The sequence below is a fragment of the Thalassobellus sediminis genome (assembly GCF_044386045.1).
In the GTDB taxonomy this organism is placed as follows: domain Bacteria; phylum Bacteroidota; class Bacteroidia; order Flavobacteriales; family Flavobacteriaceae; genus Thalassobellus; species Thalassobellus sediminis.
This window is the reverse complement of record NZ_JBISCD010000040.1, coordinates 309430-333191: the sequence shown is the minus strand read 5'-3', so window position 1 is coordinate 333191 and position 23762 is coordinate 309430. Positions and strand designations below refer to the sequence as shown.

General features: G+C 30.6%; 21 protein-coding genes. All 21 read left to right on the top strand.

Annotated elements, in window-relative coordinates:
- The 21 genes from sov to ACH5TW_RS08135 all read left to right on the top strand — a co-directional run bounded on the left by sov (position 1) and on the right by ACH5TW_RS08135 (position 23757).
- The gene (sov, locus tag ACH5TW_RS08235; RefSeq protein ID WP_439336028.1) at positions 1-7308 is read left to right on the top strand and encodes a T9SS outer membrane translocon Sov/SprA; all 7308 of its coding nucleotides are present in this window, start codon (positions 1-3) and stop codon (positions 7306-7308) included.
- Positions 7309-7374: 66 nt separating this feature from the next.
- On the top strand, positions 7375-7755 hold the full coding sequence (gene gcvH / locus ACH5TW_RS08230) for a glycine cleavage system protein GcvH (protein ID WP_439336027.1): 381 nt from the start codon (positions 7375-7377) through the stop codon (positions 7753-7755).
- On the top strand, positions 7748-8119 hold the full coding sequence (locus ACH5TW_RS08225; protein ID WP_439336026.1) for a VanZ family protein: 372 nt from the start codon (positions 7748-7750) through the stop codon (positions 8117-8119). The genes gcvH and ACH5TW_RS08225 overlap by 8 nt, the downstream gene beginning before the upstream one ends.
- 69 nt (positions 8120-8188) lie before the next feature.
- Positions 8189-8908: an energy transducer TonB gene (locus ACH5TW_RS08220; RefSeq protein WP_439336025.1), complete on the top strand. Its 720-nt coding sequence runs from the start codon at positions 8189-8191 to the stop codon at positions 8906-8908.
- Positions 8909-9090: 182 nt separating this feature from the next.
- Positions 9091-9828: an energy transducer TonB gene (locus ACH5TW_RS08215; RefSeq protein WP_439336024.1), complete on the top strand. Its 738-nt coding sequence runs from the start codon at positions 9091-9093 to the stop codon at positions 9826-9828.
- Between the two features lie 114 nt (positions 9829-9942).
- Positions 9943-12042 carry a gliding motility outer membrane protein RemB gene (locus ACH5TW_RS08210; RefSeq protein WP_439336023.1) on the top strand — a complete coding sequence of 700 codons (2100 nt, stop codon included), beginning with the start codon at positions 9943-9945 and terminating at the stop codon, positions 12040-12042.
- Between the two features lie 214 nt (positions 12043-12256).
- A complete protein-coding gene (gene cyoE / locus ACH5TW_RS08205) occupies positions 12257-13150 on the top strand; it encodes a heme o synthase (protein WP_439336022.1) in 894 nt (297 codons plus the stop codon).
- A gap of 2 nt (positions 13151-13152) precedes the next feature.
- Complete coding sequence (locus ACH5TW_RS08200) at positions 13153-13734, top strand: cytochrome c oxidase subunit 3 (protein WP_439336021.1); 582 nt, start codon at positions 13153-13155, stop codon at positions 13732-13734.
- Between the two features lie 126 nt (positions 13735-13860).
- Positions 13861-14844 carry a cytochrome c oxidase subunit 3 gene (locus tag ACH5TW_RS08195; protein ID WP_439336020.1) on the top strand — a complete coding sequence of 328 codons (984 nt, stop codon included), beginning with the start codon at positions 13861-13863 and terminating at the stop codon, positions 14842-14844.
- Positions 14845-14897: 53 nt separating this feature from the next.
- Complete coding sequence (locus ACH5TW_RS08190) at positions 14898-15278, top strand: cytochrome C oxidase subunit IV family protein (protein WP_439336019.1); 381 nt, start codon at positions 14898-14900, stop codon at positions 15276-15278.
- Between the two features lie 65 nt (positions 15279-15343).
- The gene (locus tag ACH5TW_RS08185) at positions 15344-16057 is read left to right on the top strand and encodes a hypothetical protein (protein ID WP_439336018.1); all 714 of its coding nucleotides are present in this window, start codon (positions 15344-15346) and stop codon (positions 16055-16057) included.
- Between the two features lie 19 nt (positions 16058-16076).
- Complete coding sequence (locus tag ACH5TW_RS08180; protein ID WP_439336017.1) at positions 16077-16823, top strand: SCO family protein; 747 nt, start codon at positions 16077-16079, stop codon at positions 16821-16823.
- Complete coding sequence (locus ACH5TW_RS08175; protein WP_439336016.1) at positions 16816-17343, top strand: DUF420 domain-containing protein; 528 nt, start codon at positions 16816-16818, stop codon at positions 17341-17343. The genes ACH5TW_RS08180 and ACH5TW_RS08175 overlap by 8 nt, the downstream gene beginning before the upstream one ends.
- A gap of 1 nt (position 17344) precedes the next feature.
- A complete protein-coding gene (locus ACH5TW_RS08170) occupies positions 17345-17563 on the top strand; it encodes a hypothetical protein (RefSeq protein ID WP_439336015.1) in 219 nt (72 codons plus the stop codon).
- Positions 17564-17661: 98 nt separating this feature from the next.
- Positions 17662-18483, top strand: a complete 822-nt coding sequence (locus tag ACH5TW_RS08165) for an ABC transporter ATP-binding protein (RefSeq protein WP_439336014.1) — start codon at positions 17662-17664, stop codon at positions 18481-18483.
- Positions 18484-18486: 3 nt separating this feature from the next.
- Positions 18487-19290: a hypothetical protein gene (locus ACH5TW_RS08160; protein WP_439336013.1), complete on the top strand. Its 804-nt coding sequence runs from the start codon at positions 18487-18489 to the stop codon at positions 19288-19290.
- A gap of 1 nt (position 19291) precedes the next feature.
- Positions 19292-19657: a GntR family transcriptional regulator gene (locus ACH5TW_RS08155; protein WP_439336012.1), complete on the top strand. Its 366-nt coding sequence runs from the start codon at positions 19292-19294 to the stop codon at positions 19655-19657.
- Between the two features lies 1 nt (position 19658).
- Positions 19659-20372 carry a hypothetical protein gene (locus ACH5TW_RS08150; protein ID WP_439336011.1) on the top strand — a complete coding sequence of 238 codons (714 nt, stop codon included), beginning with the start codon at positions 19659-19661 and terminating at the stop codon, positions 20370-20372.
- A 214-nt stretch (positions 20373-20586) separates the two neighbouring features.
- Positions 20587-21288: an ABC transporter ATP-binding protein gene (locus ACH5TW_RS08145; protein WP_439336010.1), complete on the top strand. Its 702-nt coding sequence runs from the start codon at positions 20587-20589 to the stop codon at positions 21286-21288.
- On the top strand, positions 21281-22510 hold the full coding sequence (locus tag ACH5TW_RS08140) for an ABC transporter permease (RefSeq protein ID WP_439336009.1): 1230 nt from the start codon (positions 21281-21283) through the stop codon (positions 22508-22510). Before ACH5TW_RS08145 ends, ACH5TW_RS08140 begins: the two co-directional genes overlap by 8 nt.
- Positions 22511-22512: 2 nt before the next feature.
- Positions 22513-23757 carry an ABC transporter permease gene (locus ACH5TW_RS08135; RefSeq protein WP_439336008.1) on the top strand — a complete coding sequence of 415 codons (1245 nt, stop codon included), beginning with the start codon at positions 22513-22515 and terminating at the stop codon, positions 23755-23757.
- Positions 23758-23762 lie beyond the last annotated feature (5 nt).

Below are 23762 nucleotides of genomic sequence, written 5' to 3'. Positions count from 1 at the left end.
TTGAGTATAACTAACCTTATTTTTTATAAATCAAATAAGAAATGTCAAATAAAGCGCAATCAAAGTGCTTTTTTAATTTTTGCATTATTATTTTCATTAGTCGGCTGGTCTCAGCAACCTGCAGTTCAAGACTCTGTTAAAACAGGTTTTGATTTAGGTACTATTAAACTACCAAACCCTAATAGTGTAGAATCTAAATATACTTATGATGCTACAACCAATCGTTATATTTATACTGAAAAAATAGGGAGCTTTAATATTAATTATCCTATAATATTAACACCTAAAGAGTATTACGCTTTAGTAGCAAAGGAAAATTTAAAAGCTTATTACAAAGAAAAAACAGATGCTTTTGATGGTAAAAAAGATGGTGCTGACGATGGACAAAAAAATCTATTACCAGAGTTTTATGTAGATTCAGATTTCTTTAAGAGTGTTTTTGGAAGTGATGTTATTGAAGTCATTCCTCAGGGTTCTGTTGAAATGGATTTAGGTGTATTATTTTCAAAACAAGACAACCCTTCTTTTTCGCCAAGAAATCGAAGTAATTTTACCTTTGATTTCGATCAAAGAATTAGTTTAAGTCTTATAGGAAAAGTAGGTACAAGGTTGCAAGTGAATGCACAGTATGATACACAGTCGTCTTTCGATTTTCAAAACCTTATAAAGTTAGAATACACGCCAACGGAAGATGATATTATACAAAAAATTGAAGTTGGTAATGTAAGTATGCCTTTAAACAGCTCGTTAATTACAGGAGCACAGAGTTTGTTTGGTGTAAAAGCGCAATTGCAATTTGGAAAAACAACTGTTACAGGTGTGTTTTCTGAGCAAAAATCACAGGCAAATACAGTTGTGTCGCAAGGTGGTGGTACACTTGAAGAGTTTGATTTATTTATTAGAGATTATGATGAAAACAGACACTTCTTTTTAGCACAATACTTTAGAGATACTTATGATAGAGCTTTAGTAAATTATCCTTTTGTTGATGTTAAGGGTTTACAAATAACAAGACTTGAAGTTTGGATGACAAACCGAAGTAATAGAACTGATAATGTTAGAAATATAGTAGCTATTCAAGATTTAGGGGAGTCTTTTTACGACCCTGCTAACCCAGATAACGATAACTTATTATTAGATCCAATTCCAGGTGGATTTATTAATAGTGCTAATGCTTTACCAGATAATAAGAATAATGATTTTGATCCAACAACTATTGGGTCTGGGTCTATTTTAACAGACCAGATTAGAGATGTTGCTACTGCACAACAAGGTTTTGGCTCATTATCTTCAGTTGTTAGAGAAGGTTCAGATTATAATAAAATTGAAAACGCTAGAAAATTAGTAAACGGACAAGAATATTCTTTTAATAGTCAATTAGGTTATATCTCATTAAATCAACGATTAAATAACGATGAGGTTTTAGCTGTTGCGTTTCAATTTACGGTTGGTGGTAAAGTGTATCAAGTGGGTGAATTTGCAAATGATGGTGTTGATGCAACCAATGTTACTACAAATGGTAATGGAGATGTAACAAATGTTGTAAACTCTAATTTAATATTAAAGTTATTAAAAAGTAGTATCACAAATGTGAATCAGCCTGTTTGGGATTTGATGATGAAAAACATTTATGATACAGGTGCTTATAACTTAAGTTCAGATGATTTTAAACTTAATATTTTTTATAATGAAGCTTCGCCATTAAACTTTATTTCTCCTGTTGGAACTACTGCGTTTCCAGCTCCAGGTACAAATGAAGATCCTTTAGACGAAACACCTTTATTAAGAGTGTTTAATTTAGATAAGTTAAATTTTAATAACGACCCGCAATCAAAGGGAGATGGTTTTTTCGATTTTGTTCCAGGGATAACGGTTATTCCTCAAGCGGGAAGAATAATTTTTCCAAGTGCAGAACCATTTGGAGAATTTCTATTTAAAAAATTATCGCTTAGTTCTGGTGAAAATTATTCAGACCCTAATACGTATAACGAAAATCAAGTAAAGTATGTTTACGATATACTTTATAGTAGCACAAAAGCAGCTGCTTTAGAAGAGGTTGAGAAAAATAAGTTTAAATTAAAAGGGCGTTATAAATCTTCTGGAAATAATGGTATTCCAATAGGTAGTTTTAATGTGCCACGTGGTTCGGTAAGAGTTACTGCAGGTGGCCGTGTGTTGGTAGAAGGGATCGATTATACCGTTAATTATACAGCAGGAACGGTTCAAATTTTAGATGAAGCTTTAAAAGCATCAAATACACCTATTGAAGTATCTACAGAAAATAATGCTGTTTTCGGACAACAAACAAGACGTTTTACAGGTATTAATGTAGAGCATAAGTTTAACGAAAATTTTGTATTGGGTGCAACGCTATTAAATCTTAACGAACGACCAATAACACAAAAGGCAAACTATGGAACAGAGCCTATAAATAATACTATTTTTGGTTTTAATGGCAACTATGCAACTAAAGTGCCTTTCTTAACAAGACTAGCTAATAAGCTGCCTAATATAGATACCGATGCAGAATCTAATTTTTCACTTAGAGGCGAATTTGCATATTTAGCGCCAGGAGCACCAAAAGGAACTAATTTAAATGGAGAGTCAACGTCTTATATTGATGATTTTGAAGGCTCTCAAAATGGTATTGATTTAAGATCGCAACAATCATGGTTTTTATCTAGTAGACCTGCCGATTTAGATGGTGATGGAGAAGATGATGGAATCACAGGAATTGAAAGTGGTTACAACAGAGCGATGCTAAACTGGTATAGCATTGATCCTATTTTTTACAGCAGCCAACGTCCAAATGAAATAACAGATGAAGATATGTCTAGTTTATATACGAGTCGTGTATTTATAAACGAGCTGTTTCCTGATAGAGAATTAGTGCAAGGGCAAAATTCTGTGCTTTTTACATTAGATTTAGCTTATTATCCAGAGGAGAGAGGCCCTTATAATTTTGATACTACAACTTTAGATGGTATAAGTCCAACTGAATCTAGAGCTAACTGGGCAGGTATTACTCGTCAATTAACATCTACAGATTTTGAACAACAAAATGTAGAATATATAGATTTTTGGTTACAAGATCCTTTTCAAGATAATGAAACAAACCCTGGAGGAAAGCTTGTATTTAATTTAGGTAATATTTCAGAAGATATCGTTAAAGATGGTAGAAAATTATATGAAAATGGTTTGCCTATAAACGGAGATGTAAGTTTATTACCAGTAACTGATTATGGTACAGTTGTACCGCAAAATCAATCGCTAATTTATGCATTCGATACTACTGGAGAAGAACGAACAAATCAAGATGTAGGTTATGATGGGTATAGTGATGATGATGAAAGGAGTTTTGCTTTAAGAGAAAACCTGCCAATAGAGTTTCAAAATTTAGAAGATCCTTCAAACGATAATTATACTTACTTTTTAAATACTGAGGGTAATATATTTGAGCGCTATAAAAAATATAATGGTGTAGAAGGTAATACGCCTGAAACATTTACTAATACAGACCGTGGAGCCAATACACAACCAGATGTAGAAGATATTAATCGTGATAATACTATGAACACGATTGATAGTTATTTTGAATATGAATTAGATCTTACAAGACAAAATTTACCAGAATCTCAAGCCGATTTTGAAAATTTACCAAATAGTAATCCATTAAAAGAGTTTTTAAGAGATTTTAAAGATAGACCACGTGTTTTACCAAATGGAGAAACAAGAAATGTTAGATGGTATCAATTTAGAATTCCTGTACAAGGAGCACATGCAAAAGCCGTTGGAGGAATTAGTGATTTAAGGTCGGTGCGTTTTACGCGTATCTTTTTAAAAGAGTTTTCCCAGCCAACAGTTTTTCGTTTTGGAACATTAGATTTAGTTAGAAGTGATTGGAGACGTTACACGCAAGCTTTAGATAAAAATGACCCAACACCTGATGATCCTCAAACAGAATTTTCTGTAGGTGTTATTGGTACACTAGAAAATGAAGGAAGTTATGATAGACCTCCAGGAATTGAGCCTGAAGAATTGTTTAATAATAATACGGTTGTTCCGCAGAATGAGCAATCATTAGTGGTAAAGGTTTGTAATTTAGAAGCTGAAGATTCTAAGGCTGTTTATAAAAATATAAGTGTTGATATGCGTCAATTTAAGCGCATGAGAATGTTTATGCATGCAGAGGATAATGAATCATTAACACAATTAGAAAGTAACGATATAGTTGGTTTTATAAGATTAGGTAATGACCTTACCGAGAATTATTATCAAATAGAAATACCCTTAGAAATTTCAACGTCTACAAGTAGAGAAGGGTTATGGCCAATAAATAACGAAATCAACTTGCCAATAGAAATTCTTGGAAAAATTAAAGCGCAAGGTATTTCAGATATGACCTTGGGTAATGAAGATCCAACATTTTATGATGTTATAGATGGCGATGTCGTATTAGCTTCAGATCCATTTGGTGGTTATGTACCAGGACAGCATCGGGTGGGTATAAAAGGAAATCCAAATTTTGGAGATATAAGAACTTTAATGGTTGGGGTTAAAAATGCTACAGATAGAGACGATGTTTGTGCAGAAGTTTGGTATAACGAACTTCGTTTGTCTGACATGGATAACGAAGGTGGTTGGGCAGCTGTTGTTAGTTTAGATACTAATATTGCCGACTTTATGACGTTAAGTGCTACAGGGAGTCAGAGCACATCGGGTTTTGGTTCTATAGAACAAGGTCCAAGTCAGCGTAGTTTAGAAGATGTTAAACAATATGATGTTGTTACCAACATAAATGTTGGACAAATATTACCAAAAAAATGGGGTATTCAAGTGCCATTTAATTATGGGCAAAGTGAAGAACTCATAACGCCTAAATACGATCAGTTTTACAAAGATTTAACTTTAGAATCTAGACTAGATGCTGCTAATACAAATGCTGAAAGGGATCAGGTAAAACAAAATTCTGAAGATTATACGAGGCGTCAAAGTATCAATTTTATTGGTGTTAGAAAAATTAGGACTACCGATGCTAAACCGCGTTTTTACGATGTAGAAAACCTAACACTTAATTATTCATATAATAAGGTTGAGCATCGAGATTTTGAAATTGAAAATTCGGTTAATAAAACATTGCGATTAGGAGCCAATTATGCATTCAATTTTAATCCTATAAAAGTGGAGCCTTTTAAAAAGAACGACTCCTTGTTTAGAGGTAAGTATTGGAAAATTTTAAAAGATTTTAATTTAAATTTATTACCAGCAAGCTTTACGGTTAATACAGATTTAAACAGACAATTTAATAGTCAGAAATTTAGAGAAATCGATTTAGGTCAAGGTAATATTGGTATTGAAGAATTATATAGAAGAAATTACACATTCGATTTTCAATATGGTGTTAATTACAATTTAACAGATGCTTTGCAGTTTAATTTTACTGCGTCTAATAATAATATTGTTAGAAATTATTATAAGGATAACGATTTAATACGTGGAGAACAAGATGAAACTTTAGATGTTTGGGATGGACTTCTTGATTTTGGCGATCCAAATAGGCAATCTCAAGATTTAGGCATAACTTATAAGTTGCCAATTAATAAAATACCAACATTTAGTTTTATAGATGCTACTTACCAATACAGTGGTAATTTCCAATGGCAAAAAGGTTCAGATTTATATGGTGAATTAGAACTTACTTATACAGATCCTAATGACCCTAACAATCAATTAACAGGAACATTTGATCTAGGAAATACCATCCAAAATGCCAATACGCATAATATAAATACAACTTTAGATATGAATAAGTTGTATAAATATATTGGCCTGGTAAAGAAACCTATTCGAAGAGTAAGAAGCAGAGCAAATTCGGCAGGAGCACCTCCAGGGGTAAATCAGAAAAATGGAAATCCAACACCAAAAGTAAAAAACCAATCGGCGGCAAAATTATTAAATGCAGGTGTTGATATTTTAACAACTATTAAAAGAATTCAATTTAGTTATAGAGAAAATAATGGAACGTTTTTACCAGGATATTTACAAACACCAGGTTTTGTAGGAACCTTAAAACCAACCACAGGATTTACATTTGGAAGCCAAAGTGATATAAGAAATTTAGCTGCAAGAAGAGGTTGGTTAACTTTGTTTCCTGAGTTCAACCAGCAATATACCACAACCAATACCAAAGAATTAGATATGTCTGCTAGTTTGCAACCAGTTAGAGATTTAAAAATTGATATTGTAGGTAATAGAACTTATTATGAAAATTATACTGAAAATTTTAGAGTTAATAGTGTTGGTAGCGATTTGGAATATCAATCTTTAACACCCAACACATTTGGGAATTTTAATATTTCAACACTTTTAATTAAAACAGCATTTAGTAAAAGTAATGAAACAACCTCTGATGCTTTTAACGAATTTAGGGGTAATAGGCTTGTAATAGCTAATAGACTTGCAGAGAAGTATTATGGAACAACTTCGTTTCCTACAGATCCAGATACAGGTTATCCTGTAGGTTTTGGAAAAAGTAGTCAAGCAGTATTATTACCAGCATTTTTGGCAGCTTATTCCGGTCAAGATGCTAGTCAGGTTAAAACCAGTGCTTTTAGAGATGTACCAATTCCTAACTGGGATTTAAAGTATACTGGATTTATGAAGTTTGCATGGTTTAAAAAACGTTTCAAGCGTTTTTCATTAACACATGGCTATCGTTCAACATATACCATAAATCAGTTTCAAACTAATTTAGATTATGATAGTAATAACCCTGAAGCTTTAGATCAAGGAGGTAATTTTAAAAACGAAACATTATTTAGTAATATCAACTTAACAGAAATGTTTAGTCCGTTAGTTAGAATTGATTTCGAAATGAAAAATTCTGTTAAGATTCTAGCAGAAATTCAAAAGGACAGAATGATATCATTAAGTTTTGATAATAATTTGATGACAGAAGTTTTAGGCAACGAATATATAATTGGCTTAGGTTATAGAATTAAAGATTTGCGTATTCGCTCTAATTTAGCAGGACCAAGTAAACGTATTGTGAGTGATTTAAATATGAAAGCAGATATTTCTGTTAGAGATAATAAAACCATTATTAGATATTTAGATTTAGAAAATAATCAAGTTACTTCGGGTCAAACTATCTGGGGATTAAAATATTCAGCCGATTATGCTTTTAGCAAAAACTTAACAGGTATCTTTTATTTTGATTATACATTCTCTGAATATGCCATATCTACTGCGTTTCCACAAACTACTATCAGATCAGGATTAACAATTAGATATAATTTTGGTAATTAACATATATTCTGTTTGAATTTAAAGTTTGAATAAATACATTTGTCTTCTACAATTAAAAATAATAAAATGAATATTCCATCAGAATTAAAATATACTAAAGACCACGAGTGGATTAAAATAGATGGCGATATAGCTACCATTGGTATTACCGATTTTGCACAAAGTGAGTTAGGTGATATTGTTTATGTTGAAGTTGAAACTCTTGATGAAACTTTAGAAGCCGAAGAGGTTTTTGGAACTGTTGAAGCTGTTAAAACGGTGTCTGATTTATTTTTGCCTTTATCAGGTGAAATAATAGAGTTTAATGAATCTCTAGAAGATGAGCCAGAAAAAGTAAATACTGATCCTTATGGAGATGGTTGGATGATAAAAGTTAAATGTTCAGATATATCTCAAGTAGATGGTTTAATGTCTGCTGATGATTATAAAGCTTTAATTGGTGCTTAAAAAAAAAGCATTAGCAATAAGTATAATTTATACACTCGTATTAATTTATGCTAGTTTAGTAAAGCTTAATAATGTTCCTGATATTGGAGTAAGTTTTGGAGATAAAATATTTCATTTTCTTGCCTATAGTTTGTTAGCCTTTTTATGGTTTTGTACATTTCGATACAATTTTAGTTATAAAGAAAAAAAGGCAATTACTTATGCTGCAGTTATTTCAATAATTTTTGGTATAATTATTGAAGTGTTACAAGATACATTAACTGTTTACAGGTCAATGGACATTTATGATGTTTTTGCAAACTCATCAGGAGTATTATTAACAGTTCTAGTTTTAGTTCTGAAAAAAAATATTGGCGTTAAATAAATATAAAGGCTTGCTTTTTTGGTAAATAAATAGTTATTTTAGCAATCCTGAGTAAAACAATAAAAAATTATGGAACCTAAAAAAAATCCTAAAGCAAATGTTGGACGTAATAGTTCACTTTATTTCGCAATTGGCTTAGCTTTAATGTTGTTTTTAACAAATTTTGCTATCAATTACAAAACTTATGACAAGTCTGATATTGATATAGGACAACTAAATTTAGATGATTTGGATGATGAAGAAATTCCAATTACCGAACAATTACAAACACCTCCACCTCCGCCACCACCTCCAGCAGCTCCTGAAGTAATTGAGATTGTAGAAGATGAAGAGGAAGTTGAAGAAACTGTTATAGAATCTACTGAAGTTGATCAAGAAACAGAGATTGTTGAGGTTGAAGAAGTAGAAGTTGGAGAAGTAGAAGAAGATGTTGATGTGCCATTTTCTGTTATTGAAAATGTACCAGTTTTTCCAGGTTGCGAAAAAGGCAGTAATACTAAGAAAAGAGATTGTATGTCTAAAAAAATAACTCAATTTGTGCAAAGGAAGTTTAATACTGATTTGGCAAGTGATTTAGGATTAAGTGGCAGACAACGTATTAATGTTATATTTAAAATTGATAAAACTGGAGCTATTACAGGTATTCGTGCAAGAGCTCCGCATCCAGCATTAGAAAAGGAAGCAGCAAGAGTTATTAATATGTTACCAAAAATGAAGCCAGGGAAACAACGTGGTAAGCCAGTAAACGTTCCATATTCTTTACCTATTATTTTTCAAGTACAAGATTAGTTAGTTTGTCATTCCTGTGAATGACAGGAATCTATAATATAAAATCCCGTTACAAGTTTTGTAACGGGATTTCTTTTTTGGTATGCTTATTGCGACTTTATCATAATATTAACATATAAACTTTAATTATTATGAGTAATCAAAAGAAAACTCACGAACTCATTCGGCAAAATGAGCAAATCGTGAAAAAATCACAAAAGCATGATGCAAATTTACAAAAAAACTCCACCCTTTACTTCCAAGTAGGATTAATTGTGTGTTTACTAGCAGCCTATGGTTTGCTTGAGATGAAGTTTGAAACAAGAATTTCTAAGTATGGTGATCTACCACCAATTGAAATTGATTCATCTATTAGTATTCCAATTATTAAACCAGAGGTTAAAGTTGTTAATGAGCCTGTAGAGCAAAAAGTTAAAGCGCCTACAGAAAAATTTATTGAAGTACCAGATACTACACCAGATATTTTTATTACTGATACTTCTGATCCAATATTACAATCAGATCCAGTATTAAAACCAACAGATGTCATTGTGAGTGATGAACCAAAAGAAATAGACGATATTCCTGTTGCTTTTATACAAAATGTGCCTGTTTATCCAGGATGTGAAAATAAAAAGTCAAATGATGATAAACGTAAATGTCTGTCTCAAAAAATTACAAAACTTATTCAAAGGAAGTTTGATGGAAGTGATATTGCTTCAGACTATGGTTTATCTGGTAGACAAAAAATTGATGTTCAATTTACTGTCGACAAAACAGGTCGTGTGACTAATATAAAAACAAGATCACCACATCCAAAATTAGATGAAGAGGCAGAACGTGTCATTAATATGATTCCAGAAATGACTCCAGGAAAACAGAATAATAAAAATGTTGGAGTTCTTTATAGTATACCTATAGTGTTTCAAGTACAGAATTAAAGAGTTACAATTTTAAATACTTATAACCGTTATCATCTCAATATGATAGCGGTTTTTTATACCAGTATTTTAAAAAATACTATCTTTCGGATTTAATTAACTTTTAATAAAATTATGAGGCAATACATTGTACTACTCCTACTTTTAGTTCAATACAATATGTATGCTCAAAGTCATTCTTATTACGAAAAGCCACCAGTTTTTTCAAATTGTGAAAGTGCCGCTATAGATTCTCTTCAAAATTGTTTTGATAAAAATGTATTTACTCATATTTATGAGAATTTTAAAATACCTCAAAAGGTTTTAAATAAAAATTATAAAGGTGAAGTTATTGTCCTTTTTGAAGTAGATACAACAGGAGTGTTTCGTGTGATTTATGTGGATGCCATGTATGATGAGCTAAAAACCGAAGTTAAGCGTGTTTTTTCAAGCTTTTCAAAAATAAAACCGGCTACTTATAATGGTAGAAAGACTTACAAGCAGTATTCTATTCCAATTAAGATACCTTTAGTTAATCAAACAGTTACAACGCAAGATTTAGCAAAGGAAAAAGAAATTTCAAAATTAGAACAGGAAGCAAAATCAGAGTTTGATAGAGTTAATGATGATTTAAAAGTTTTTGAAAACGAAGCTTATAAAAGTCAGTTAAATATTCAGTTTACCCATAGCGATTACTCAAGGTTTGATAGACAAATGAATCTTATAGGAACCAACAGTCATACTGCTTCAAAACCATTTGTTTATGAGGAAGTTTCAAAATATTACGATTTTAAAGCTGAAAAACAAAAGTTATTAAAAGAAACAGACACTTGGGCAGGAAGAAAACTTTGGAATGAACATTTAGTGCAATTACAGGGTGAAGATTATTGGTTTACTATCGATCCTATTTTCGATTTACAAATTGGAAAAGATACCGATGCTGAATTTAATACAACATATAATAATACCAGAGGTTTTTTAGTACAAGGAGGTTTGGGTAAAAAGTTTAATTTTTACGCATCGGTTTTTGAAAGTCAAGGACGTTTTGCACAATATGTAAACAATTATGCTGAAAGTTTAAAAGCTTTTGGTCCAGATCCAGCAATTATTCCTGGTCGTGGTATTGCAAAACGATTTAAAACCGATTCTTATGATTATCCGGTTGCAGAAGCTTATATGTCGTATACGCCAGCAAAGTTTATTAATGTTCAATTTGGGCATGGTAAAAATTTTATTGGTGATGGATACAGGTCGTTATTGTTAAGTGATGTTGCAAGTCCACATCCATTTTTAAAATTGAATACCAAGTTTTGGAAAATAAAATATACCAATACATGGATGTGGCTAAAAGATGTAAGACCCGAAGTTGAAAATGATAAAGCCTTTTTAACAAAATATATCGCCAATCATTATTTAAGTTGGAATGTGTCTAAACGATTAAATATTGGGTTGTTTGAATCTGTGCTATGGACTAATAGTAACGATAGAGGTTTTGATGTGAATTATTTAAACCCTATTATATTTTACAGGGCTATTGAGTTTGAAACAGGTCAAGGCGCAGGAAATGCTATTTTAGGAGCTTCGGGAAAATATAAATGGAATGATAATGTGAATATTTACAGTCAGTTTATTCTAGATGAATTCTCGTTAAGCGATATTAAAGGCGGAGAAAAAAGTTGGAAAAATAAATTCGGGTATCAAATTGGGGTAAAATATTTTAATGCTTTTAAAGTTGATAATTTAATGCTTCAGTTTGAATATAACCGAGTGCGTCCTTTTACGTATTCTCATAATACGGTTGTTTTAAATTATGCACATAATAACCAATCTATGGCGCATTTATGGGGTGCTAATTTTAGCGAAGCCATTTTTATAGGGCGTTATAATTATAAACGTTGGTATGCCGATGCGAAACTTATTTTTGGTGTTCGTGGTTTAGATTTTAATGATGGTACTGATGATTTTAGTTATGGAGCTGATATTTATAGAGATTATAATGATAGACCTTTTGATACAGGCGTAGAAGTAGGACAAGGTATTAAAACAAATATATTTAACGGAAATTTACAAGCGGGTTATATTGTAAATCCGGCATTTAATTTAAAAGTATTTACAGATATTACTGTTAGAAACTTTAATCCTGAAGCTAGAACAAGCACAACGTTTAAAAATGATACGGTGTGGTTTAATTTTGGAATTCGTACCGATTTATTTAATTGGTATTTTGATAACTAAGTCTGTTAACTTTTTGCGTTAGGGATTGAACGGTATGTTTGAGCTCGCCGACCTAAGGAGGAAGTGAGTAGTGAAAGTCCGCCCCTTTGGTTTACGCCCAAAATATTTTTATTGATAACCATCTATTTTAATTTACCTTTAAAAGCATTGCTCAAAATGGTTTTATAAAGTATCTTTGCACTCGCTATATAAAAGCGATTAAGCGAAAGACACATTGAGTAATTCAAAAACTTCATTATCAGCTCCTTCTGTAATTTCAGATTTTAAAGAAATCACTAAAATGCGATTGGCATTAAGTGTGGTTTTTTCATCTATTGCTGGTTATTTATTGGGCGTAGATACGGTTGACTTTAAAACCTTAATTTTACTAGGCTTAGGAGGTTATTTTATGGTAGGTGCTTCTAATGCATTTAATCAAATTATTGAAAAAGATTTAGATGCTTTAATGGATCGTACCAAAAATAGACCTATTCCTGCGGGACGCATGTCGGTTAACACTGCTTTTATTATCGCCTCTATTTTTACATTATTAGGTATTATTATATTATATACTATTAATAAGCAAACAGCCATGTTTGGGGCTATTTCTATTTTTATATATACCTGTGTTTATACACCATTAAAAACAAAAACACCTATTTCTGTATTTGTTGGTGCTATACCTGGTGCTATACCTTTTATGTTAGGTTGGGTAGCTGCGACAGATGATTTTGGAATAGAACCAGGGACTTTATTTGCATTACAGTTTTTCTGGCAATTTCCTCACTTTTGGGCTATTGGTTGGTTTTTGTTTGAAGATTATAAAAAAGGTGGATTTTTTATGTTGCCTACAGGAAAGCAAGATAAAGGAACAGCAGTGCAAGTTATGATGTATACTATTTGGACGATACTTGTTTCTATTATTCCTGTATTTGGTTTTACAGGAGATTTACATCTATCAATAATACCAGCTATTTTAGTCTTTATTTTAGGGTTAGGTATGTTGTATTATGCGATCAAATTATTTAAAAAAATGACTGAGCAGGCTGCAAAACAATTGATGTTGGCTAGTGTTTTATATATAACACTGATTCAAATTGTTTATGTTGTCGATAAATTTATAAGTTAATCATGGATTTAACACAAGGAACTTCAGAAGAAAAAAATAGTAGAGCAAAAAAAATGATGCTGTGGTTTAGCCTTATTTCACTTTTTATGGCTTTTGCAGGTTTAACAAGTGCAGTCATTATTAGTAGAAATAGACCAGATTGGGCTACAGAATTAGAACTTCCAAATATTTTTTTAATAAGCGTTTTTGTTGTTTTGCTAAGTAGTTTGACTTTTATTTTTGCAAAACAAGCTTTAATAAAAGAAAATAGATCACTTACATCTCTTTTGTTAATATCAACTCTAGGTTTAGGTGTTTTATTTGTGTTTTTACAATTTGCAGGTTTCGAGGCTTTAATAGAAGCTGGTTATCGTTTTACAGGAGAAATAAGTAATCCTAAGTCTTCTTTTATTTTTTTGATAGCATTTTTTCATGTATTACATGTAGTAGCTGGGTTAATATGTATTTTAGTTGTAATTTATAATCATTTTAAACAAAAGTATAGTGCAATAAAAATACTAGGGTTTGAATTAGCTGCAACTTTTTGGCATTTTGTAGGTATACTTTGGGTATTCCTATATTTGTTATTAAGATTTGTAGGGTAGTTTATTTTAATATCATTTAAAATTCAATAAAACTAACATTTATCATAGTTTAAAATTTACGGTTGTATATTTCGTCAGATAAATAAAATGATTATTTTTGTGCAACTTAAAAAATAACCAACGTATATGAGTACTACAGTTGTAACTACTGGAACAGAAGGCAAAACTTGGGGAGGCGGTAACGAACCGTTAAAAGCAAGTTATGGAAAAATGATGATGTGGTTTTTCATTGTTTCAGATGCTTTAACATTTTCAGGCTTTTTAGCAGCCTACGGATTTTCAAGATTTAAGTTTATTGATGCATGGCCAATTGCCGATGAAGTGTTTACGCACGTGCCGTTTTTACATGGTCAAGACCTGCCAATGATATATGTAGCATTTATGACATTTGTGCTTATTATGTCGTCTGTAACTATGGTATTAGCTGTAGATGCAGGACATCATTTAAATAAAGCTAAAGTAACAATCTACATGTTTTTAACCATCATTGGTGGTTTAATATTTGTGGGATCTCAAGCTTGGGAATGGGCGACATTTATTCAAGGGGATTATGGTGCTGTACAAACAAAAGGAGGAAATATTCTTCAATTTGTAGATACTGATGGTCATCGTGTAGCACTTAGAGATTTTGTTGTAGCCGATGCACATGCAGAAAGAGATCAGCATGAAAGAAAAAATGGATTATGGTTTGTTGGAGAAGGAACATTACCAACTTATACTGTTGATGAAGTTATACATGGTTTAGAATCGCATGAAAATGTGTTAGTTAGAACTCAAATAATAAATGATGAAGGTGAGAAAACAGTTTTATCTAGAGAAGAATCATTAAAGCAGTTAAAAACTAATGGTACAGCTGTGGTTGAAGGTGCTAATTTGCATGTAAATGAATATGGTTCTCCATTATTTGCAGATTTCTTTTTCTTTATTACAGGCTTTCACGGTTTTCACGTATTTTCAGGTGTTGTAATTAATATCATTATTTTCTTTAATGTGGTATTAGGAACTTACGAAAGACGTAAAAGCTATGAAATGGTAGAGAAAGTTGGTTTATACTGGCACTTTGTAGATTTAGTTTGGGTATTTGTATTTACATTCTTCTACCTAGTTTAATTATATAATAATATTTTTATTCCTAAATAATCGGGATTTTAAAAGCATAAAAAATGGCACACGAACATAAATTAGAAATATTTAGAGGGCTTTGGAAGTTTAAATCTAATACTCAAAAAATTTGGGGTGTTTTAATCTTTTTAACTTTTGTAACAGCTATAGAAGTTGTACTTGGTATATATAAACCAGAAGTTTTAATGGGGCAGGTTTTGGGTATGAAAGCTCTTAACTGGGTTTTTATTATACTAACTTTAGTAAAAGCATATTATATTACTTGGGATTTCATGCACATGCGTGATGAAACTAAAGGATTAAGACGTTCTGTTGTATGGATAGCAATTTTCTTAGTATTATATTTTATATTCATTTTATTACAAGAAGGCGGATACGTTTTTAGAGTATATGATAATGGATTTATTAAAAGAGATTTTTAACTAAATAATAGTTAAATAGATATATAAAGGCGGTTTTTAAACCGTCTTTTTTTATTTTTGCACTTATGAAATACAAGCAAATAAAAAAAAAACTAATATTAGGTATTTTATTTTTATTACCAGTAATGTTTGTTTTTATTATGTCAATTTCTACTGAGAATTATAAGACATTAGATATTGTTGAAACAAATATAAATGACTTTTATTTTAAAGATAATTTAGACATTAAGTTAAAAGATCACTTAACTGTTTTGGCTTTTTTTGGTAAAAGCCCAATGAGTAAATCTATTGAAGGTTTAAATTTAAAAGAAATTGTCTACGATAAATTTAAAGGGTTTAAAAAGTTTCAAATAGTAGTATTAGTTCCAATAGAAGCTCGAAATGAGGCAGAGGAATTGTTTCGAGAAATTTCATCTTATGAAGATTTACGATTTTGGCATTTTGTTTTTTTGGAAGAATATGATATACAAAACATTTTTAAAAGTTTGAAAAGTGATTTTTTGTTAGACGAAAATTTTGCTTCTGATAAAGTTTTTATTATTGATACAGATTTGAATCAAAGAGGAAGGTTAGACGATAGATCAGATGATGAGAAAGCAAATAATAAACCCATATACGGATTAAATTTTTATAGTTGTATAGAAGTTGCAGAATTGAAAAATAAAATGAGTGCTGAAGATTTGCGTGTACTTTTTACTGAATACAGACAAAAGCGTAAAGGCGATTTTAATTCTGATACCAGGCGTGCTAGCGATTTAAATGGTAATGTTGATAATTAATATAGAATAGACTTTTAAAATGAACAAAAAAACTAATTATTCGTATATAGGTATTGCATTTATTATCTTGGTTTTTGGAATTATTTTTGTTCCAAAAATAGTTGATAGAATTTCTAATGGAGATGTTATTAGAAATGAAAGTAGAAGTGATTTTGCAGATGATAAAAAAGCAACACTTTCAGATTTATCTTTTATTAAAATTAATGGTGAACCTAAAAAAGTGCCTGCTTTTTCATTCACGAATCAAGATGGTAAAATAATAACCAATAAAGATTACGAAGGTAAAGTTTATGTTGTTGAGTTCTTTTTTACAACCTGCCCAACTATTTGCCCTAGAATGAATGCAAACCTTATTCAAGTTCAAAACACATTTAAAGATTTTGATGATTTTGGTGTGGCATCTTTTACTATAAATCCAGATTACGATACTCCGGAAATTCTTAAAGCTTACGCCGATAATTATGGCGTAACAAACCCGAATTGGAATTTAATGAGTGGCGATAAGGATGCTATTTACAATTTAGCTAACACAGGTTTTAATATTTATGTTGGCGAAGGTGACGAATCTGCTGGTGGTTTTGAGCATTCAGGAAACTTTGCTCTTATAGATAAAAATGGTTTTATCCGTTCTAGAAAAGATGATTTTGGAAACCCAATTATTTATTACAGAGGTATTGCTTCAGAAGATGAAAAGGTTGATGATGATGGAGAAACAGAACAAATTAGTGCATTAAAAGAAGATATAAAAAAGTTGCTAAATGAGTAATTCAAAAGAAATTCTAGACGACAAAAAATACAATAAATTAATTATTATTTTATCAATAGTCATTCCCGCTGCTGTTGCTATTCTTTTTGGTGTAAAAATAGATTTAGAGCTGCCTGTGTTTTTACCACCAATTTATGCAACTATTAATGGTATTACTTCATTAGTTTTAGTTTTAGCTGTATTTCAAATTAAAAAAGGAAATAGAAAGTTGCATGAAAAACTCATGAAATTGGCTATTATACTATCGGTTTTGTTTTTAGTAATGTACGTTTTGTATCATATGACTAGCAATTCTACAAGTTATGCAGGTGATTTTAAAATTTTGTATTATTTTATACTAATAAGTCATATTGTTTTATCAATTACAGTTATTCCTTTTGTACTCATAACTTATGTAAGAGCTATTACTAATAATATTGAAAAACATAAAAAGATAGCAAAAATCACATTTCCTTTATGGTTATATGTAGCTATTACAGGTGTAATTGTTTATATAATGATTTCACCATATTATATTTAAAATGAAACATAAAATTTTCTTTTTTCTTTTTTCTTTTCTCTTTTTTATAGAGACTAATGCACAATGCGCCATGTGTCGTGCTGTTTTAGAAAGTGAAGAAGGGCAAACAGCAGCTGAGGGTATTAACGATGGGATTGTTTACTTAATGGCTATTCCTTATATTCTTGTTGGAGGAATAGGTTACTTTATTTATAGGAAGTACAATAAATCAAAGAGTTAATTTTTAAGAAAGTAAGAATAATCAATTTTGTATTTGGTTAGTTGAAATTAAATTATATATTTGTGTCATACTTAAATAGGACACTAATACATTAGTTTATGATTCAATCAAAAAACATATCCTTTTATTATAACAAGAAAAAAGACTTGTTTAAAGATTTAGCCTTTGAGCAAAAGGAAGGCAATATAGTTGGGTTACTTGGTAAAAATGGTGCAGGTAAGTCAACATTATTAAATTTAATTGCAGGCTTAATAGCTCCAAAAAAAGGAAGTTTAGAAGTAAATGGTTATGTGCCTTTTAAACGAAACCCTAATTTTTTATCAGACATTTTTTTAGTGACAGATGAGTTGTTTTTGCCGCCAATATCTATTAATAGTTATTTGAAAGCGTATGCATCTTTATATGAGAATTTTGATTTTGAAAAGATGGCTGGTATTCTATTGGAATTTGAGCTAAATGAAAAGGATAAGCTAAATAAATTATCGCATGGGCAACAGAAAAAATTTATTATTGCTTTTGCTTTAGCTACTAATTGTAAAATATTGCTTTTAGATGAGCCTACTAATGGTTTAGACATTCCTTCTAAAAGTGTTTTTAGAAAAATATTGGTTAGTTCTATCGAAGATAATCAATTGGTTATTATCTCTACACATCAAGTAAAGGATATAGAAACAATAATTGATAAGATTGTAATTTTAGAAGAAGGGCAAATTATTTTTGAAAAAGGAATTACAGAAATTACAGAAAAAGTGCAATTTAAAAAAGTGGCAAATATAACATCAATGCCTAATATATTGTATCACGAAAAATGTCCAGAAGGTTTTAATGCGATGTTGCCTGTCGAGAATGACGAGGAAACAGATATTGATATGGAACTTTTATTTAATGCTATTACTAACAAAACTGAAATAATATTTTAAGCTATGTTTAAAAATCACTTTAATATAAAACGTTTTAATAACACTTTTCGACACGACCTTAAACTTCATGCTAAAACATACTTGTCTTTTTGTATTGGTTTATTTTTAGGACTTATATTTATCGATCTTTTTTTTATTTCAAGCTCATATAAAAACTTTAGAGTTAATGACTATTTACCTCTATTTTATTTTACTTTTTTTATAGGTCTCATTATTGTAGTAGGCACAAGTTTCCCATTATTGAGAAATAAAAAAAGTGCTATTAGTTATTTAATGCTTCCAGCATCTGTGTTTGAAAAGTTTTTAATACAGTTTGTTATTAGAATATTATGTTTTATCATACTTTTTATACCCTTGTTTTGGCTTGATTTTAAAATAGCAGGTAGTATTTACAACTTATTTGAATGGCGGGTACAAACACAAATAGATGATTTTGTGCTTTTTGAAGCTTTTAAGCCTGAGAATGGAATTAAAACTACGTTTGATTTAATAGCAATTTTAGGAGGGTTATTTACATTAGCTGCATTTTTATTTGCTGGAGCTACTTATTTTAAAAAGTATGCGCTATTTAAAACGATATTAAGTTTTACGGGTATACTGGCTTTTGTTTTTTTACTTTTTATGGTTTGTACCATGTTCTTTTTTCCAGAAAAGTTACATTCATATGGAGGACCTATTTTTTTAGAAGATTATAAGTTATCTAAAAATTTATATAATATTCAATTATGTATTTATATAATAGGTGTTGTGTCTAGTTTGTTTTTGTTGCCATTGGCTTATTTTAAATTAAAAGAAAAAGAGCTGTAATATGGAATTTAAATCTAATAAAGGCATCTTTTTACAAATTGCAGATAGTTTGTGCAATCAGATTCTCGACGGGAAATTACTTCCTAATGACCGTGTACCTTCGGTACGAGATTTAGCCTCAGAACTTGAAGTTAATAGAAATACCGTTATGCGAACGTTTAGTTATTTACATGACGAAAGCATATTTACTAATAAACGAGGTGTTGGTTTTTTTGTAGCAGAAAATGCATTACAGTTAATTAAGGAAAAAGAAAAAAAAGCTTTTTTTGAAAATGAAGAACCCTTTCTGCTTGAAAAAATACGTTTACTAAAATTAAATAGTAAAGACCTTCAAAAAATTATATCTGAAATAAAAAACAACGACTAACATGAAAACATCGCAATATATATTACTGTCCTTTTTCGGATTCATAATAACAGCCATACTCGTATTGTATATAGATTCAAAAGATGCTTATACACTTAAACAAGAGGGGAACCCTAAAGGGTATAATTCTAGTCTTAATAGAAAATCGATTCCACCTAAAAGTCTAAAATCTTTTTCAGTAATTGTTGCAGAGCTTGATGCTAATCTTCAGATTGAAAGTGATTCTGTAAATTCAATGTCTGCAGTCTTATTTAAAAAAGATACTGTATTTAATCTTCCAGAGTATAAAATATTAAATGACACCTTATATGTTTCAAAAGGGAATTATGTTGCTCCTACAATTATAAAATGTAAGTCAGTAAAGAGTATTGTTGGGAAAAAAGAGTCTAGTATTTATTTAAATAATTTGAAAAGTGATAGTTTATTTATAACACTTAATAATAGTAAACTTAATGGGAAGCTTGAAAATAAATTAATAGATTATATTGATGTAGATGTAAAAAATAAGTCTAACTTATCTTTAAATGTTAGTAAATCTAATGTTAGTTTAACTAAATTAAATATGAATAATTCTAAAGTGTATTTGTATAGAAGTAATTTATTTAAAACACTAAATGCGAAGCTTGTAAATAAAGCTGATTTACATATTGGTAAAATTGAAAAGTTAATTATAGAATGTGATGCTTCAAGTAGATATCAAGCGATGGGTAATTAGTATTTAATGAAGAATAGCTTTAGATAAAAATATTTTAGAGATTAATTTCAATGCGAGATATGTCTTATTATTTTATAAAGAGAATTAGGTCTTAGTTCCTTTATTTATAATACGTTAAAAAAGTACTAAAAATTTTCTGGAATACTTTTTGTAACATTTCTTTGTTTTAATAGTCTAATCTTTAAGTGGTATAACTTAATCAATCAATCAAGAAATGTTAGAAATCAAACAACTTCACAAATCCTATCCAATAGGTGATTCTAGTTTACATGTTTTAAAAGGAATTGATCTTTCTGTAGAAGAAGGCGAAATGGTAGCAATCATGGGCTCTTCAGGCTCTGGAAAATCTACATTACTTAATATCATTGGCATGCTAGATGAAGCAGATGAAGGTGAATATATCCTCGATGGTTTACCAATTAAAGACCTTACAGAAAAGAAAGCAGCCGTTTATAGAAATAAGTTTTTAGGATTTATTTTTCAATCTTTCAACCTAATTAATTATAAAAATGCTTTAGAAAATGTGGCTTTACCACTATATTATCAAGGCATGAAACGTAAAGAACGTCAAGAACTCGCATTATTTCATTTAGAAAAAGTAGGATTAGCAGATTGGGCAGAACATTTACCTAAAGAACTATCTGGAGGCCAAAACCAACGTGTGGCTATAGCAAGAGCATTGGCAGCAAATCCAAAATTATTATTGGCAGATGAGCCAACAGGAGCATTAGATACCAAAACTTCACATGAAATTATGGCATTTATTCAGCAGTTAAATGATGAAGGGAAAACCATTTTAATGGTAACACACGAAGAAGATATCGCAAATATGTGTAAACGTATTGTTCGTCTTCGTGATGGTGTTATAATGGAAGATAAAAAAGTAGATCAAGTTAGAGCAGAGCAGTATGTTTGATATAGACCTTTGGAGGGAAATATTTCAAAGTATTAACAAAAATAGAACTAGAAGTTTATTGTCTGGGTTTACTGTAGCGTTTGCTATTTTGTTATTTACCATTCTTTTTGGTATTGCCAACGGTTTAAAAAACACATTTAAAGAAGCTTTTGTAGATGATGCTACAAATTCTATAACTATTAGATCTGGTAGGACATCTAAAGCTTCAAAAGGACTTCAGGCAAATAGACGCATACAATTTAAAAACGATGACTTTAATTATATAAAAGATGAATTTGGTAATAAAGTAGAGTTTATTACAGGTAGAATTTATAAAAACGTTACCGCTTCTTATAGAAACGAACAGAATACATATGATTTAAGAGCTGTTCATCCAGATCATCAATTTTTAGAGAAAACTAAAACTTATGAAGGTCGTTATATTAATCAAAATGATATTAAAAATAAAACAAAGGTTGTTGTTATTGGTCGATTGGTGGAAGAAGATTTGTTTTTAAAAACGACGGCATTAGGCAAGTATGTAAATCTTAGTGGCGTACTTTATAAAGTGATAGGTGTTTTTGCTGATGATGGTGGCGATAATGAAGAAAGAAGAATTTATATGCCAATAAGTACGGCTCAGCAAGTTTATGGTAGTAACGATTATATAGACCAAATAAATCTTACCTATAATCCAGAAATGAATTATGATGAGGCTTTATCGTTTAGCAACTTGATTACAAAAAAGCTAAAAGATCGTTTTTCTGTAGCAAGAACAGATCAGAGAGCTATTAGAGTTCGTAATATGGCAGAAGGAACTAAAGCTATTGGTCAAATGACTTTTGGGTTAACTGTTATTATTCTTGTAATAGGTTTTGGAACCTTAATAGCAGGCATCGTTGGCGTTAGTAATATTATGATTTTTATAGTAAAGGAGCGTACTAAAGAAATAGGTATTCGTAAAGCATTAGGAGCTTCTCCTAGATCGATTGTTTTTATTGTTTTATTAGAATCTATATTTATTACGGCTATTGCTGGTTATGTTGGCTTATTGATAGGAGTAGGTGTTTTAGAACTTGTAGGCCCTAGTTTAGAAACATATTTTATAAAAGACCCAGGAGTAAGTAATAGTTTGGTAATAGGAGCAACCCTTACTTTAATAGGAGCAGGAACTATTGCAGGCTATTTACCAGCAAAAAAGGCATCAAGAATTAAACCAATTGTAGCACTAAGAAACGATTAATTATGTTTAAATTTTTATTCGATAGAGATACATGGCAAGAAGTTTTCGATAGCTTTAGTAAAAACAAACTAAGGTCTATCTTAACTATGGTAGGCGTTTGGTGGGGTATTTTGTTATTAATAGGGCTTTTAGGTTCAGCAAGAGGTTTAGAAAATTCATTTAATCGTTTATTTGGCGATTTCGCTACCAATAGCGTGTTTATTTGGGGGCAAAGTACAGGTAAGCCTTTTAAAGGGTTTCAAGAAGGAAAACGAGTAAGGTTATCTTTAACCGATGCTAAAAAAGTTGAAGAAAATGTTGAAGGCATCGAATTTCTTGTTCCAAGAAATCAAAACCAGGCTACAGTAATAAGAAATTTTTCATCTAGTAGTTTTTCTGTAAATGGCGACTATCCTTTACTAGATAAGGTTCAAAAGAAACGATTAATTTATGGGCGTTTTATAAATCAAAATGACATTGATAATACTAAAAAAGTAGCAGTTATATCTGAAGAGGCTTATAAACAACTTTTTGAAAAAGATAAAATGCCTATAGGTGAGTACATTCAAATCAATAAAATCAACTTCAAAGTTGTTGGCATGTTTGAAAATGGCAATCCTAATATGGGCCCTACATCCGATATGCATATTCCATTTACAACCTTTCAACAAATCTATAATCAAGGTGATCAAATTGGTTGGATGATGATTACGGGGAAGCCAGAATATGATATAAAGCAAATAGAAAACGATGCTAAGTTGTTACTTAAAAACTTAAATAAAGTTCATCCAAAAGATAATAGAGCCTTTGGTAGTTTTAATTTAGGAAAAGAATTTGCTAAAATCACCGGATTTTTAATTGGTATGCAATTTTTAACTTGGTTTGTAGGTATTGCAACCTTATTTGCAGGTGTATTTGCTATTGGAAATATTTTGCTTATCACAGTAAAAGAACGAACTAAAGAAATTGGAGTTCGACGAGCTTTAGGCGCAACACCTTTTGAAATAAAACGACAGATAGTTGTTGAAGCAGTGTTTTTAACTTTAGTAGCTGGTTTAGTAGGTATTATAACTGGAGGTTGGATTTTAATAGCGTTAGATAGTGCCTTTGGGCAAGGAAGCGATGCCGTTATTGTAAATGCATCAGTGTCAATAGCCGTTGTATTTATAGCCTTAGTAATATTAGTCGTTTTAGGTACTTTAATTGGGTTAATACCTGCGTTTAAAGCCACAAGTATAAAACCTATAGAAGCATTAAGAGAAGAATAAACAAT